The sequence below is a fragment of the Halomonas sp. YLB-10 genome, from assembly GCF_003856855.1.
Taxonomy (GTDB): domain Bacteria; phylum Pseudomonadota; class Gammaproteobacteria; order Pseudomonadales; family Halomonadaceae; genus Halomonas; species Halomonas litopenaei.
In genome coordinates this window covers 7,715-24,938 of record NZ_RRCU01000001.1, presented here as the reverse complement: position 1 = coordinate 24,938, position 17,224 = coordinate 7,715, and the positions used below count along the sequence as shown (strand labels likewise).

Below are 17,224 nucleotides of genomic sequence, written 5' to 3'. Positions count from 1 at the left end.
CGTCAGCGTCAAGGCCAGCGAAGCCCTCAAGGTGCAGACCCTGACCGGCTCCGGTGCGGTCAGCGGTGTTGCCAGTGTCGGCCTGTCGGTGGGGGTGGTCGAGCTCAACGGGGCGGTGACCGCCCAGGTGGGCCATGGCTCGACCCTGGATGCGGCGGACGCCATCAAGGTGGCGAGCGACTACGACGGTGACGTGTCGATCAGCGCCTATGGCGGTTCGGCGGCACCCAGCATCGCGGTGGGTGGCCAGGTGGCCATCCTGCTGGATCGCACCCAGCAGCTTGCCTCGCTGGAAGGCGCTACGAGCGCCGCTGGCGGCACCCTGATCAAGGCGGCGGATCGCGTCGATATTGTGGCCAGCGCCGATCGCGACTATTCACTGAGGGCTGCAGGTGGGGCCATCGGCCTGGTGGCCGCAGGCGTGTCGGTGGGCACCGTGGAGATCAGCGGTGCGACAAGGGCCTGGGTCGGCGAGTATACCAGGGTGGGCGAGAATCAGAGTGTCGGTTCGCTGAACGTCTCGGCCACGAGTATCGATCGGGTCGCGCTGGAGGTGGTGGCGGTGGCCGCCGGGATGGCCGGTGGCAGCGCCAACGTGGCCCTGGTGACCCTGTCCCAGGAGGTGCAGGCGTGGATCGGTGACGGCGCGCGGATCTCGTTGTCTGACGCCCTGAGCATCAATGCCAGCCTGACGCCTGCGGTACAGATCAAGACCCTGGGGGTATCGGTGGCGGCGGGCGTCGGCATCGGCGTTTCGGTGGTCGAAGGAGAGCTCAAGGCCAAGGTGCTGGCGCGGGTCGGCACGCCTGGCTCCAGCGCGGCCCATGATATCCGCATCACCGCCGGGTCCATGGACGTTGCTGCGTCCCTGAATACCCTGGCGGGCGGCAACAGCCTGACGGGTGAAGCCCTGGGTTCCGCCGGGGGGGCGCTGTTGGGCGTCGATGCGACCCTGGTGACGCTCAAGGACAGCACCGAGGTGGTGGCAGAGATCGCCGACACCTCCCTGGAGGACGGCAGCGGTAGCCTGCGCGAGAGCACCAATCTTGCCATCGCCGGGCGGCTGGACGTCACCAGCGACCTGAACTCGCGGCTGTCTGGCAAGTCCAGCAGTATCGTCGGCGGGCTGGTGGCGGCGGGTGCCGCCAAGGTTACCGTCGAACAGCGCACCGTCAGTCGCGCACGCATCGGCAGCGGCAATGGCGTCCTCGCCGGAGACGCCAGCGTCCGTGCGAACGGGCAGCTGGAAGCGACCCTCGATGCCCTGGCCGGCAGTGGCGGTGTGGCCGCCGGCGCCGGCGCCGCCACCCACGTCACCCAGCATGCCACCACCGAGGCGCTGATCGGCGCCGCCGAACTGCTGCTGGTGAAGGCTGCCGGCAACAGCGGCCTGCTGACCGTACACGCCGATCAGAGCTTCGACGTCGACGCCCGCATCATGAGTGTCTCCGGGGGCGTGTTCGCCGGCAGCGGCGCCGAGTCGCGCTACTGGATTACCGCCAATACCCTGGCCGAGGTCGGTGACAAGGCGCTTCTCAAGGCTGCGGCGATTGACGTATTCAGCGATACCCGACTGGACAAGCAGCGTCTGGCAGGCACCGACGACGGCAATATCCGCGGGGTGGCCGGTGGTGCGGTGGCCGGCGCCGGCGCCTCCAGCGTCGCCCGTCTCGATCTGAATACCCGAGTGGTGGTCGGCGAAGATGCCTACCTTCACACCAGTGACGGTGATCTGCGCCTGGCGGCGAAGAACCAGGTGGTGTTCAAGGAGAAGGTCAACCTGACCGCCGGCGGCCTGGCCTCCGGCGCCGGTATCACGGTGGACATCCTGACCACCAATCTGGCCGCCAGCGTTGAGATCAAGAGCAACGCCGAGCTGGTCAGCCAGGGCGAACTGCTGATGTCGGCCCGTGGCGGCGGCGACCTGGCAGCGACACTGCTGATGGATACCTATGGCGCGGCCACCGTCGGGGTGGGCAGCGCCAAGGTGGTGGTGACTCCGGACAACAGGGTCACCGTGCGCGGTGGTGCCAAGGTGTCCGCGCTTGGCAATATCGATATCGTGGCCGGTGGCAGTGCCCAGGGCGAGCGTGATCGCTACGCGGTCAGCGCGGTGCTCGACAGCTTTGCCGGCAGCATCATTCCGATCGATGACCTCAACGCCCTGGCCAAGATGGACCAGACCAACCGCATCGAGGTGGCAAGCGGGGCCGAGGTCATCGGAGCGAGGGATATCCTGCTGTTTACCGAGCGCTTTGGCTTCAGCGACATGGAGGCGCGGGCCAAGGGCGTCAACTGGCTGTCGGCGGTGGGCAGTGCCATCGACGCCGCCCTCGGCAGCGGCGGGGCTCAGCTGGTTGACGGCGATGTCGAGACCGACGCCGACGCCGACGTGATTATCGACGGCCGGGTGGAAACCGGCCTGGGGCGCCACAAGACGCTGGTGCTCGGGGTGATCGACGTAACGCAGGAGCGGCAAGACATCGCGGATCTCAATTCGCGCATCAATGCCCTCGCAGAAGCGCTCAACAGCACCAGCCTGACCCCCGCCGAGCGCACCCAGAAAGAAGCCGAAATGGCAGCCCTCGAGGACCAGCTAGCGGCCAAGGTGGCCAATAGTGGCAACTATATCGTGGCCGAAACCGGCCATGACGATATTGGTTTCGCGGTGAGCGTCACTCCGGGTCAGAGCGGACTGGTCGATGAGCTTCAACGCATTCGCGAGGCATACAACGTCTATCGCAACTCCGGCAATACCCGGTTGGTCGACTTCTACCAGGGCGAGATCGCGCGCCTCGAGCAGGCCCTGGTCGATGAAGGCTATGGCGAGAAGGTCAATGGCCAGCTGATCGTCAGTCGGGTGGACGAATTGACCATCACCCTGGATGACGTCTGGGCCCAGGCGGGGGCGGTCTACGTCTACGCCGACGACTTGAGCGGCGGCGGCCATGTCGAGGCGCCCACCGACGCCAGCATCACCATCCTCAACAAGGCGCCCTCGCGCATGGTGCTGGGCGATATCGAGATTCCCCAGGTTACCGGGGGGCTCTACCTGAACCTGACCCAGGTGGCTTCCAGCGCCGAGATCGACGCCATCAACGCGAGCGAGAGCGCCGGCTTGACGGTGGAGGGGGACCCTGGCGCCCAGAATGGCCAGCCGCGCATCACCGTGGTCAACAGCTACGGTGTTGCCTTCGATGAAAACGACGCCAACCAGAAGAAGATCCGCGACGTGCTGATGGGGGCGCTTGGCTACAGCGACGCGGAGTCGCTCTATGACCGACGAATCTTTGACACCGCTCCGCCCTCGAGCCTGGTGTTCGGCGGGCTGACCCGCAATATTTCCGGCGAGCTGATCGGCTACGCCAAGGGATCCATCTCGGTGGAAAACGAGATGCGCGCTGAAAGTATCCTGTTGAGCTCGCCGGGCGAGCTGACGATCAAGGGGCTGTCACAGTTCAACCCTGGGGGTAATGCGGATGCCGCCGCGGTGCGAGCCGATGGCGACGATGGCGCAGGGGCGCTGGACGCCGATGCGCTATCCGCGATCGCCAACAGCGCGAGCGCGAGCCCACAAGTGGAGGCGCGCAGCATCGTCATCGATGCCGAATACGTCAACCTCAACGGCTATATTCGTGCCGGCGTCGACGGCTACGATCTGACCATCGGCGCCGCCGATGCCCAGCGTATCGCCGACCACATCCGCAGCGGCTCCAGCGGTAACCTGACGCTGTCGGCGTCCTCCGGCGACGCCCTGGTGATCTTCAATGGCCATACTCGCCAGATAGAGGTCACCGGCCTTGCCATCAGCGGCGGCAAGCTGGATATCACCGGTCACATCGCCAATACCGGCAACGGCAAGCTTGAGGTGCTGGGGGGCTATGGTGCGATCAATATCACCAACAACACTTCCTACACCCTGGCGGTGGGGGATCTCGACGTCAGCCGTCATGGCGAGGGCTATCTACGGATCGCCGACAAGTACAAGGGCTCCAGTGCCAATCCGCTGGTGACCGAGTATCGCTACGACTTCGCCGATCCTGGCAAGACCTACACCTATACGCCGGACAGTGATGTGCGCTACGGCTTCAGCGTGGTCCAGGACAGCTCCAAGCGGCGTTATGCTCAGACCGCCTCCAGCGCCTGGGCGGGAATCGACGCCTTTGCCGCCGACCCGGATACCCTGAACTGGGGCGAATCCGAGATATCGCCCGGGCGCCTGCAGGATTCGCTGTCCTACTTCTATACCAGCAGCGAGACCGGTTATCAGTACAACAAGAGCGAGGTCAACGCCAGCGAGTGGACTGATCCGCAGCTCGTCGACAAGTGGTCGACCAGCACCTGGTATGGCAAGAAGACCCACTACGCCAAGTTCGTCCAGGAACAGTCGAGTCAGATCCTGCACACCCACTCGGTGGCCGCCAACAATTCGGTGAACATCAGCTTCTTCGGCCAGGCTACGGGTTCGATCAATATCGATTCGGTGGGCGACGTGGTGGTGCTCGGGGATCTGGCCAACTACAACGGCGAGACACGCATCGACAGCGATGGCCAGATTCTTCACTACAATGACCCGACCCGTGATGTGCGGGTCTCCGGCGCCAGCGTGGTATTGCGCGCAGCGGACGGTATCGGTGATGGTTCGGCGTTGAAGCTCCTGTCCATCGAGGGCGCTGGCGGCGCTGCGGCGATGACCATGACGGTGGACGCCGTGACCGAGCGTGGTCCGCTGAATCTGGCGCACGAAAATGCTGACCTGATCGTGCTGCGCGCCCACAGCGGCTGGGGCGACGTCAGCCTGTCTGCCGAGGGCTCGCTCAAGGCGGGCAGTGCCCTTGGCGGTGTCCACGTCAAGGGCAACAACCTGAGTCTGGCGGCCGGCGATGCGATCGGCTCCTTGGCCGCCCCCCTGACCCTGGCCCAGCACGCCGATGGCCGCCTCAATGCCGTGGCCGGTGGCGATATTGCCATCGATCAGCTCAGCGGGGACCTGGGGATCGAACGGGTCGAAAGCCGCCTGGGCGACGTCTGGGTGCGTGCCGCGGGGAATCTGCTCGACCGCAATGACGCCGCCACGGTCGATGAGCGTACGGTCGAGCAATTGCGTGACGGCGTCTGGTCACAGCTCAATCTGGTCGGCAGCGCCGCCGAGCAGAAGATTCAGGACGCCCAGGACGACCTGGCAACCCGCAAGACCCAGGAGTACAACACCTACTGGAACTACCGCCAGGCAACCTCCGATGACTGGATCGGCGGCTTGGCCGATGGCACCAGCTACAGTGTGCTCAGCGTCGACAGCGGGGCCATCCTGCTCGGTCTTGTGCGTCAGATCAGCGATGGTAGCGGCGGCACCCTGGAAGTACGTGACGAGCTGCGCCTCAGCGCGCCGGACATCGCCGCCGGTGATGCCCGGGTCGCGCATCGTTTCTATCGGGCCGATGGCAGCTACTTCACCATCGACAGTCTGAACGACCTCAGCGCAGAAGGGTTGATCCTGGCCTCCGGGGCTGGCGTGGCCCAGGGCAACACCTTGACCTACCGTCGTGTGGCGTCCTACGCCAGCGATCAGGTGATCAGGCTGTCCCAGGCGGAGCGTGACGCCTATCGTCAGCGTTTCGCCGACCAGGGTCTCGACGACGCCCAGATCGAGGCTCGCCTCACGGGCATCGAGTCCGATCGCACCGATATCTACCACGAGCTGCATGACGTCTACGGCAGTGCGACCGAGTACCAGGACGCAAGCTACAGGGTGACCCTGAGCGCGGCAGAGAAGGAGCAGGTGCGCGGCAGCATCAAGGTGTGGACCGAGCAGGAGCTGCTGTCGCTGATCGGCGCGGGCCTGTTGCAGGAAACCACCGATACTCGCACCGAGATTCAGGAACCCAACGTGATTGCCGGGGGCGATATCACCCTGATCGCCGGCGACAGTGTCGGTGTGGCCCGCGGACGCGAGCTGCTCGACATGTCAGGTGGGCTGACCGGGCTCTCCGACGAGCAGCGGGTACTGCTGTCCGCCGCCGAACGGGCCGATGTCACCTACCTCAAGCAGGCGCCACATAGCGCCGTGGTGGACTTCCTTGATATCCAGCGCGACCAGGGCGTGACCACGGTCAAGCTGGTGCGCACCGACGGGCAGAGCTGGGATACCAGCGTGTTCAAGGTGGGCGAGGCCGTCGATCTTGCCGGCAAGTCGCTCAATGTGACTGAGAATGGACGCTACTACACCGTGACCGCGATAAGCGGCGGCACGCTGGAGCTGTCCACCGCGCTGGAGGTGGTCGGCGAGCTTGGTGCCCAGGTGGAGCTGGCAACGGTGTTGCTGGACCCCCAGACCCAGGTCAGTAGCGGTGAGCAGTTGATTCGCTACATCTCGATCAACCTGATCGATGACTTCGCCATCGAAAACGCAGGCGATACCTTTATCACCGCCGCCAACTCGGCCTACGTGGTGTCGGAGACCGATATTCGCCTGGCCAAGCTGGTGGCCGGACAGGACGCCAGGGTCAAGGTGTCCGGATCGATCCTGGCGGCCACGTCCTCCGGTGCCGACCTGGTCATACGCACCTCGGATCTGGTGCTGGAAGCGGCCAGCGGGCAGATCGGTTCCGGCGCCAGTGCACCGCTCAAGCTGGCCCTGACCGATGCCGCCACCCTGACCGCACGCGCTCAGGGCGATATCTCGCTGCACGAGATCGAGGGGGATCTGGCGATCTCGACCCTGTTCACCGAGCGCGGCGACCTGTGGCTGAAGGCCGCGGGCAGCATCATCGACGGGCTGAACCATGACCTGCTCAAGGTGTTGGCCAACAATATCACCCTGATCGCGGGCGACAGCGTGGGCCAGGCGACCAACGCCATCGAGCTGGCCACGCGCGGCGATGGTGTCGTCACCGTCGATGCCGGCGAAGACGTCTACCTGGCGGCGGTGGATGGCAATCTCAGGGTCGGCCATATCAAGGGGGGAGAGCGGGTCGAACTCAGCGCGCTCAACTCCATCATCGCGACCCATGCCGATGAACTCCGCGGCGACATCGAGGCGAAAACGCTGCAGCTCGAGACCGGCTTCGGCGGAGTCGGCGCCGCCGACCGCCTGCTGGCGCTGGTCACCGATGACACCGCGGGGCGCGTCGATATCGATAGCGCCGATTCCGTGTTCGTGCGCGAGGTGAAGGGTGATCTGCGGCTGGGAACCGTGCAGGCGGGGCCGGCGGGCTCCACCGATGCGCTGGCGTTCGTGTTCTCGCAGGGCGCCATCTACAGCGCCCTGGGTGCCAACGAGACGTTCAACCTGTTGACCGCCGGGGTACGTCTGATCGCGGTCAAGGACGTGGGCACCAAGAGCAAGGTGCTGACCTCCCGTATCGGTACCCTGGAAGGCCAGTCCCGCGACGGCAAGGTCTACCTCAACAACACCGGACATCTGACCATCCATGGTCTGGGACTGACGGCCACCGGCGATATCGAGATCACCGCCAACAGTCCGATCACGGTGACCGAGGATATCGTTTCGGCTGATGGCGATATCGTGCTGACGGCCAGGGAAAACACCTCTGACGCCAATGACAACGAAGACTACCTGCACATCGAGGCAGGGGTGACGCTGGATGCCGGTCGCGACATCCTGATGACCGCGGGCGACGATCTGCTGTTCAAGGCCAACGACATCATCGTGAAGGCCGCGCGCCATGTGGTGATGAAGGTCGACACGCCAGATGAAGACCAGCCCACCTTCCGTGATACGCCGGAGGCCAAGGTCGAACTGCGTGGCGACTGGACGGTTGCCGGTGATATCACTCTGGAAGGGGGCGACAAGCGTCAGACGGTACTGATCGCGGCGGGTGCAAGCCTGAAAGCCGACAGCATGAGCGTGGCGCTGGGCGGCGGCGATGATGCGCTGACCCAGCAGGGTAGCCTGGACATCACCCAGCAACTCAACATTGCCGGCGGCGATGGTGACAATAGCGTCACTATCGAGGGTAATGTCGAGGCGGCGAGCCTGAGAATCGACGGCAACGCAGGCGTCGACACCGTTACCTTCAACGGCACCCATCAGGTCGGCTCGCTGAGTCTGTCGCTGGGCGCCGGCGATAACGTCCTGAGCGTAAGCGACACACTCACCGTCACCAATGCCTTCGATGTCGAAACCACTGGTGGCGACGACCGCATCACCTTCGACGCCAGCATCCAGGCCGGCTCGCTCTCCATCGCCATGGGCGAGGGTGCCAACACCCTGGGCGTGACCGAAGACCTCACCGTCACCGGCCTGGGCAGTGTCACCGTCGGATCGGGTGTGGATACTGTCACCTTCAACGGCACCCATCAGGCGGGGTCGCTGAGTCTGGCGCTGGGCGCCGGGAATAACGTGCTGAGCGTCAAAGACAGCCTGACGGTAACCAACGCCTTTGATGTGGCGACCGGAGAGGGCGATGACCGCTTCACCCTCGACGGCAGCGTCAAGGCAGGTTCTCTCGCCATCGCCATGGGCGAGGGCGCCAACACCCTGGACGTGACTCGAGACCTTACCGTCACCGCAGCGGCCAGTGTCACCGCCGGATCGGGTGTGGACAGCGTCACCTTTAACGGTAGCCACCAGGCGGGCTCGCTGAGCCTGGCGCTGGGCGCCGGCGATAACGTCCTGAGCGTCAAAGACAGCCTGACGGTAACCAACGCCTTTAATGTCGAAACCACGGGTGGCGATGACTCCCTGACCTTCGACGCCAGTATCCAGGCCGGCTCGCTCGCCATCGCCATGGGCGAGGGCGCCAACACCCTGGACGTGACAGAAGACTTGACGGTCACCGCAGCGGCCAGTGTTACCGCCGGCGCTGGTGTGGACACCGTCACCTTCAACGGCACCCACCAGGCGGGCTCGCTGAGTCTGTCGCTGGGCGCCGGGAATAACGTGCTGAGCGTCAACAACTCACTGGGCGTGACCAACGCCTTCGATGTGACGACCGAAGAGGGCGATGACCGCATCACATTCGACGCCAGCGTCCAGGCAGGTTCTCTCTCCATCGCCATGGGCGATGGCGCCAACACCCTGGAGGTGACTCGAGACCTTACCGTCACCGCAGCGGCGAGTGTCACCGCCGGATCGGGTGTGGACAGCGTCACCTTTAACGGCACCCACCAGGCGGGCTCGCTGAGTCTGTCGCTGGGCGCCGGGAATAACGTGCTGTCCGTCAACAACTCACTGGGCGTGGCCAACGCCTTCGATGTGACGACCGAAGAGGGCGATGACTCCCTGACCTTCGACGCCAGCGTCCAGGCCGGCTCGCTCTCCCTCGCCATGGGTGAGGGTGCCAACACCCTGGACGTGACTCGAGACCTCACCGTCACCGCAGCGGCCAGTGTCACCGCCGGCTCTGGCGTGGATATCGTCACCTTCAACGGCACCCACCAGGTGGGCTCGCTGAGTCTGTCGCTGGGCGCCGGCGATAACGTGCTGAGCGTCAACAACTCACTGGGCGTGACCAACGCCTTCGATGTGACGACCGAAGAGGGCGATGACTCCCTGACCTTCGACGCCAGCGTCCAGGCCGGCTCGCTCTCCATCGCCATGGGCGACGGCGCCAACACCCTGGACGTGACCGAGGACCTCACCGTCACCGGCCTGGGCAGTGTCACCGCTGGCGCTGGTGTGGACAGCGTCACCTTCAACGGCACCCATCAGGCAGGCTCGCTGAGTCTGGCGCTGGGCGCCGGCGATAACGTGCTGTCCGTCAACAACTCACTGGGCGTGATCAACGCCTTCGATGTCACGACCGAAGAGGGCGATGACCGCATCACCTACGACGCCAGCATCCAGGCCGGCTCGCTCGCCATCTCCATGGGCGAGGGCGCCAACACCCTGGGCGTGACTCGAGACCTCACCGTCACCGCAGCGGCCAGTGTCACCGCCGGCTCCGGCGTCGACACCGTTACCTTTAACGGCACCCACCAGGCGGACTCGCTGAGTCTGTCGCTGGGTGCCGGCGATAATGTGCTGTCCGTAAAAGACAACCTGACGGTAACCAACGCCTTCGATGTCGAAACCACGGGTGGCGATGACCGCATCACCTTCGACGCCAGCATCCAGGCCGGCTCGCTCTCCATCGCCATGGGCGATGGCGCCAACACCCTGGACGTGACTCGAGACCTTACCGTCGATGGTCTGGCCGAAGTCACCGCCGGATCGGGTGTGGACAGCGTCACCTTTAACGGCACCCATCAGGCGGACTCGCTGAGCCTGGCGCTGGGCGCCGGGAATAACGTGCTGTCCGTCAACAACTCACTGGGCGTGACCAACGCCTTCGATGTCACGACCAGAGAGGGCGATGACCGCTTCACCTTCGACGCCAGCATCCAGGCCGGCTCGCTCTCCCTCGCCATGGGCGAGGGTGCCAACACCCTGGACGTGACCCAAGACCTTACCGTCACCGCAGCGGCCAAGGTCACCTCCGGTGCCGGTACCGATACTGTTACCTTCAACGGCGATCACCGAGCCGACACCTTGTCGGTAGACAGCGGGGATGGTGACGATCTGGTGTCCTTCCTGGGTCAATGGCAGTTTGCCGACAGCCTGACGGTGGTGACCCGGGCGGGAGACGATCGTCTGCTCTTCGATGGCCGGCATCGCGCAGGGGAAATCGCCGTCGATCTGGGCGACGACAACGATATTCTGCATGTGCACGGCGATATCGCGGTGACCAACAACATGAGCTTCCGGGGTGGCAGCGGCAACGACGACATGCTGATCCATGCCGATACCCTGGTGGGCGCCATGCTGGTGGCCGGCGACGGCGGCAAGGACCGTCTGACCGTGGTGGAGCTCAATGATCGCCAGGCGCTGTTGACCCTGGATGGTGGATCCGGCAGCGACGAGCACCGGATTGTCACGCGCCAGGCGGATCAGGGCGACTACCGCATTCGCGTTCTCGACAGCGGTGCCAGCAATGCCGGAGCGGACACCCTGTTCATCGAAGGTCGTGGCTACGACAACTATGACGGCAGCATGATTCGTGCCCTGTCGAGTGCATCTACCACGGGGGATCTGTTCCTGGTCCGCGACAACTTCGTTGCGCGTCTGGCCGAGGCTGGCAGCGCCGTGGAGCGTATCGATGTGGGGGCCAGCATCAATGCCCGGGTGACCATCAATGGCCACGACGGCGCCGACCGCTTCGTGGTCGATGGCTCATCGACCGTGATGACGCTGGACGGAGGTCGCGGCGACGATCGCTTCGAGATTGGCCAGCAGTACGGCGAGCATCCGAACCCTGTAGGCACGGCCAGCGCTGGCGTCTACGCCTCGGGCGTCGTCGTGGGCGACGAGATCGCGGTGACCCAGGCTGGCGACGGCTTTGTCAGTCGAGGCAACGGCCAGGCAATGAGCGTGCTGGGGGGCCAGGGCAACGATCAGTATCAGGTCTACGCCACCCAGGCGCCTCTGGCAATTGATGGCGAAGACGGTTACGACAGTCTGAGTGCCTTCGGCAGCAGCGCAGACGACAACTTCGTGATCACCGCGGGTGCCGTGTTCGGCGCTGGACTCAATCTGTCCCATGACGATCTCGAGCGTGTGCGCGTCGAGGCTGGAGCGGGAGACGATCGAATTCAGGTGCTGAGCACCCGCGAAAGCGTGCTGACTGAGGTCATCGGTGGTCTCGGCAGTGACCAGATCCAGGTGGCGGGGGACGTCAGCGGCGAGGTGAAGGCGATCGACGCCAGGGGGGCCAGCAGCCTGGTGGGCCATGGCACCGTGTCTGCAGACGAGGCCTACGCAAATCTTCTGGCCGAGGCGCTGACGGTGCAGGTGGCTAGCCCCGAGCACGGTGCCATCCTGGTCGAGCAGCCCGGTGGGGCGACGCGGGTGGTGGAAGGCGGAGGCGCTGCCGCTTACTGGTTGTCGACGAACCTGCCGATCTCCGGTATCGCCGAGGGCAGCAGGGTGACGCTGACACTGTCCGCCAGCATGGCGTCGACTCAGGACCGTCACGCGGCGGGCGCGGCGTCGGCCGAGACGCTGCTTCTGTCACTCGACGCTTTGGGCGAGTTTACCCAGGCGATCACCGTGGACTTCGTGTTCACCGGGGGCAGCTGGTCACCGCGCCAGCAGATCTTCGTCAAGGCGCCGACCGATGGTCTGGTCGAAGGGACTCGACAGGTGGCGATCAGCTATCTGGCCCAGGTCGAGACGCCCTCGTCGTCTCCGTTGCCCCAGGCGTTGGCCTCGCTGCTGGATCAGCCCATCGCCGATACCGAGATCACGGTATTCGATGCGACGCGCGGAGATGTGGTGGTGTCCACGGCCCAGGATCGACTCCAGGTGATCGAAGGCAAGGGTGCGTCGGCTCAGTCCGGCAGCGTCGAAGTGCGCCTGTCGGTGGCGCCCCAGGCCGGTGAGGTGATCACGGTCAGCGTGGATCTGTCGGCCTTCGGCGATCGTCTGGTGGCAAAGCACGGCGCCACCCTGAGCTTCGATGCCTCCAACTGGGACAAGCCCCAGACGCTGGTGCTGGAGGCGCTCGGCAACACCGACATCGAAGATCGGATCGACGCCCAGCTGGGCTTCGATATCTCCAGCAATCTGGGGCAGGCCAGCTCGTTTGCCGAGCGCGCCACGAGCAAGGTCGACGTCAGCGTCCACGACGATGACAGCGCTGGGCTGGTGGTGGAGCAGTCGGATGGCGGTACCCGAGTCTCGACCCTGGGCGGCAGCGACAGCTACACGCTGAGGCTGACCAAGGCGCCGAGCGCTGAGGTCAGGGTCCATCTCAATAGCGATGGCCAGACCGAGTTCCCCCTGGGTGGGCGCATCGTGCTGGATACCCTGTTCGACGGTGAGCGCAGCGTGACGGTGCTGGCTGCGCAGGGAGCCGGGGCGATTCTGGTCCTGGAAGATGGCGACTGGGCATCGCTGGGGGCCCAGACCGGGCGCTACCTGAGCCTGGAAGATGGCTCGGGATCGAGCATTGCCGGGCGTCTGCGGATCAACCACATCGATGCCCAGGGAAGGCTGCACCTGATGTCCGACGATACCCTGGGAAGCTGGGTCGGTGACAGCCTGACGCTGACCTCCGTCACCACACCTGCGGTGGTGTTCGACGCCAGCAACTGGGCCGACAAGGTGGCCGTCGAGGTGGTGGCGGAGACCCGATATCGGGCTCCGGTCGAGGCGGGCATGCAGTTTGTCACCGAACGGCGTCTGTCCGACATTCAGGGACCGCTGATCGTCGAAGGGGGCACTGTCGCCGATACGCCGGTGCCGTCTGTGCCGCTGATGCTGCCTTCTGAAGGTGTCAGCGCGCTGGCCGCCGAGACCTCCGGCACCGCGCATGAGGATAGCGACAGCCTGGTGCTGCACGTGGATGCCAGCGTGGCCGACCTGTCCGGTGTCATCGGTGCCGAGCGGATCGGCGGGCTCGGCATGGGTGAAGGCATGCTGTCCCAGGACAACGGTGTGGGCGGTACCATCGATACCGAGCGAGGGGTTCATTTCCACGGTGTCGAGGTCTTCGAGGCGCTGCTGGGCGCAGGCAATGATCAGCTTGCCATCGATGCCGATCCGGTGGCCTTCGACGGCGACTGGCAGGCACAGACGGTGGCGGGTGTTTCCCAGCTGAATCGTAGTGCCGGCAGCTGGTACGCCGATGGCTTCCGTGCTGGTGACAGCGTACTGGTCGGCGAACAGCGTCTGTTGATTCGCGACATCACCAGCGCCGGGGCGCTGGTGCTCGACGGAGTGGTGAGTGCCAGCAGTGGCCGTGTGATTCGTGAAATGCCGCTCAGTGTGGTCCACGGTGGCGGCGGTGATGACCACATCCGGGTGAGCGGTGGCTATCAGTGGCAGATGCCGCTGGTGGTGTTCGGCGATACCTCTCGCAGTGGCGAGCGCTACAGCGCCGTCGGCGGCCGGCCGACGCTGCTGGCTCAGCCGTTCCTGGAGGCCGGTGATAACCTGCTGGACGCCAGTCAGGCCATCGGTGGCGTGGTGCTGGTGGGTGGTGCCGGCGCGGATACGCTGATTGGCGGCCTCGGTGATGACCAGCTGTTTGGTGGATCCGGCGATGACCGTCTGAGTGATGAAAAGGGCGGTAACAACCATCTGTACGGTGATGGTGGCATCGACGTGGATGTTTCCCGACGCCTCAGTCTGGCCGATACGGTGATGACGGTGCATGCCAGCGCCGCAGCGATTGCCCATCCGACCGGAGATAGCCTCACAGCCGGTGATGACGTGCTGAGTACTGGGGGAGGCAACGACATCCTGCTGGGGGACCACGGCGTGATCCAGCTGGAGGCTCGCCCCGGAGAGGCGGGCCTGCGACTGCTCGATAGTCAGCGGGTGCTCGCGGTGGAAGGCGTCGACATGGCGTCGGGCGGCGATGACAGCTTGAGCGTCAGCGGTGGCGACAACCTGTTGATCGGTGGCAGTGGCAACGACGTCCTGAGCGGAGGCGGCGCTTCCGACTGGCTGATCGGTGACAACGCCAAGGTTACCTTAAAGGTGGTGAACGATCTGTCCAGTGGTGCCACGCTGGTGCTCAAGGACAGTATCCACGACGGAGGCGACCGACTGTTCGGCGGCGAGGGCAATGACTTGCTGCTGGGGGGGGGCGGGTCTGACGTGCTTTACGGTGGCAGCTTGACCAGCGGCGGTCGCAGCGGTGATGACCTGCTGGTGGGCGACTACGTCCGGCTGGACGTGGTGGGCACCCAGGTGCGTGAACTGGTCACGCTGCCAAGCGCCAATGGGGCAGCGGATCGTCTTGACGGTGGTGATGGTCGCAACGTCCTGATTGGCGGAGAAGGCAGTGACAGCCTCAGCACCGGTGGCAATGACAGCGTGACTGTCGCCTCGCCTGAGCGCAGTGCCAGCGTGGCGATCGGTGACCATGGTCTGCTTGAGTGGAACCCTGCGGGTGTCCTGGTCATTGCGACCTCCCGCCTGGCGTCCGATACTGCCGCCAGCGAGACGGCGGCTATGCTGAATACCCGCGGCGGGGACGACAGCATTCGCTTGAGCGGTGGCCACTCCGTGGTCATCGGTGGGGTGGGCAGTGACCTGATCGAGATCGTCAAGGCTGGCGACGGGGCGCGCCATGTGGTGCTGGCGGATCGCGGCACCCTGAGCTGGAGCGACGTCGGCGTTCTGGTCAACGGCGATAGTCTGACGCCCAACGTCGGCGGCGCCGATCGTGTGGCTGTCGAGTCGGGTTCGGTCACCGCTGTGGGCGGTGCCGGTGCGGACACCATCGAGATCAGCGCAGCATCGGTCGACGCCCGTCACCTGCTGTTTGGCGATAACGGTTCTCTGCGCCAGAGTGCCAGCGGAGTGTTGTTGAGCGCCGCCTCCAGTGCGACTGCCATCGGCGGCGACGACACCCTCGAGGTGAATGCCGGTTCGGTCACGGCCATCGGCGGCGCTGGCGATGATCGGATTTCGATCACCGCCGCCTCGGCCACCAGTCGTCACCAGTTGATCGGTGACAATGGGCGACTCCAGTGGGACGACACCTCGGTGTTGAGGACGATGACCAGTACCGCATCGGCGGTGGCGGGACAGGATCGCATCGGCGTCAATGCCGGTCGCAATGAGATCGTCGGTGGTGCGGGCAGCGATGCCATCACCACGGGTGATCAGACCAGCACGGTGCTTGCCGACCTCGGTCGCCTGGAGTGGAACGCAGCGGGACATCTGGTGAGCGCGCGTTCGTTGGCGCACGGTCACGGCGCGGCGGATAGCGTCAGTGTCGGCAGCGGCGGCAACCTGGTGATCGGCGCCGAAGGCGACGATGTCATCACCTCCGCCGCTGGTGCTGACAAGGTAGCGGGTGATCACGCCGAGGTACTGTTCGACGCCAATGGCGTGGTGACGTCCTTTGCGTCCCTTCATTTCGCCATCGGCGGGATAGATACCATCACTACCGGCAAAGGTGATGACTGGATCATCGGCGGGTTTGGTGGTGAACGCATCAGTGCCCTTGGCGGCGACAACGTGGTCATTGGGGACAATGGGTCGATCACCGCACAAGATGGTGTTCGCCAGGAGGTGAAGAGCCTCGATCGGCGCCAGGGCACCGGTGGGGATGATGTCATCCTGCTGGGAGTGGGCCGGGATCAGGCGATTGGCGGTGTCGGCGCCGATACCCTTGTCAACGCCGGCGGCGAGACCGTGGCCATCGCCGATGACGGCCGCATTCTCAGTGATACCACCGGCCGTTACCGCCTGGCGGAAACCGGCAATATTGCCCTGCGCAGCGACAATCACCTGATTGGCGGCATCGATCGCGATGTGCTGCTGGGTGGCGGCGGCAAGGACACGCTCGAGGGCGGTGCCGGTAACGATATTCTGATGGGCGATTTCGCTCGAGTGACTCGCGTGCCAGGGTTGATCACCATCGAGACCATCGACAACTTCGAAGGTAGCGATGACGTCATCCTGACCGGACTGGGCCACGATGTGGCGATGGGCGGCGCCGGCTTCGACGGCTTCGGTGGTGACTACGGCTTCGACATCCTGATCGGCGAATATGGCCGAGTACGGTTGAGTGTGGCCTCTGCCGGTTCGACGAGCACGCCGGAGGTCGAGCGTGTCACGTCCATCGTGACTCTGGCTCAGGGCAAGCTGGATCTGGTGCGCGGTGCGCAGCAGAACCTCTACCGTGAGCAGGAGCCAGGCGGGCGCCTGGCCGCCTGGAGCTGGATGGATCGCACCGAGTTCGCCCTGAGCGAGGCGATGGTCTCGAACAACCGTCCGGCAGCGGTGGCTCCGAGCCAAGGACTCGAGGATCTACGTGGTGTTGTCGCTAGTTGGGTGGCCCACCATGACAGTCGCGGTGGCATGATCAGCGGCTTGCCGCTGTTCGCCGCTCCTCCGGCTGCCGGCAGCGTGCTGACGGCGCCAGACGCTGCGGAGGGTAGTGAGTCGCTCGAGGCGGCACCGTCGGTCGATGACGCAACCCTGGACCAGTCGCCACAGGCGGCAGGCTCACCGGCGTCGACCGGGGTATCGCCCAAGGTGTCGAGCGAAGCAGATGCGTCCGTCCCTGCTGAACAGCAAGGTGCCATGGGCAGTTCGGCCTTGGGTGGCCTGGCAGCGGCGCTGGCCGGCGCTGGCTGGGGTATCGCGCGAGCCATGTCGTCGTCTACCGAGCACACCGATAGACTCAAGACGCTTCGACGTGAACAGGCCGCCGAGCAATGGCGTCGGCTGCGCAAGGATGACGATGAGGAGACGTCTTGA

1 protein-coding gene (only partly in view) is annotated in these 17,224 nt (G+C 65.0%); it reads left to right on the top strand.

What is annotated here, in order from left to right; translation table 11 throughout:
* A protein-coding gene (locus tag EBB56_RS00030) for an LEPR-XLL domain-containing protein (protein ID WP_124802246.1) crosses the window boundary here: on the top strand, positions 1–17,224 show its 3' portion. The gene continues 11,663 nt to the left of window position 1, outside the view; 17,224 of the gene's 28,887 nt are visible here — the last part of the coding sequence; its start codon lies beyond the left edge, outside the window; its stop codon occupies positions 17,222–17,224.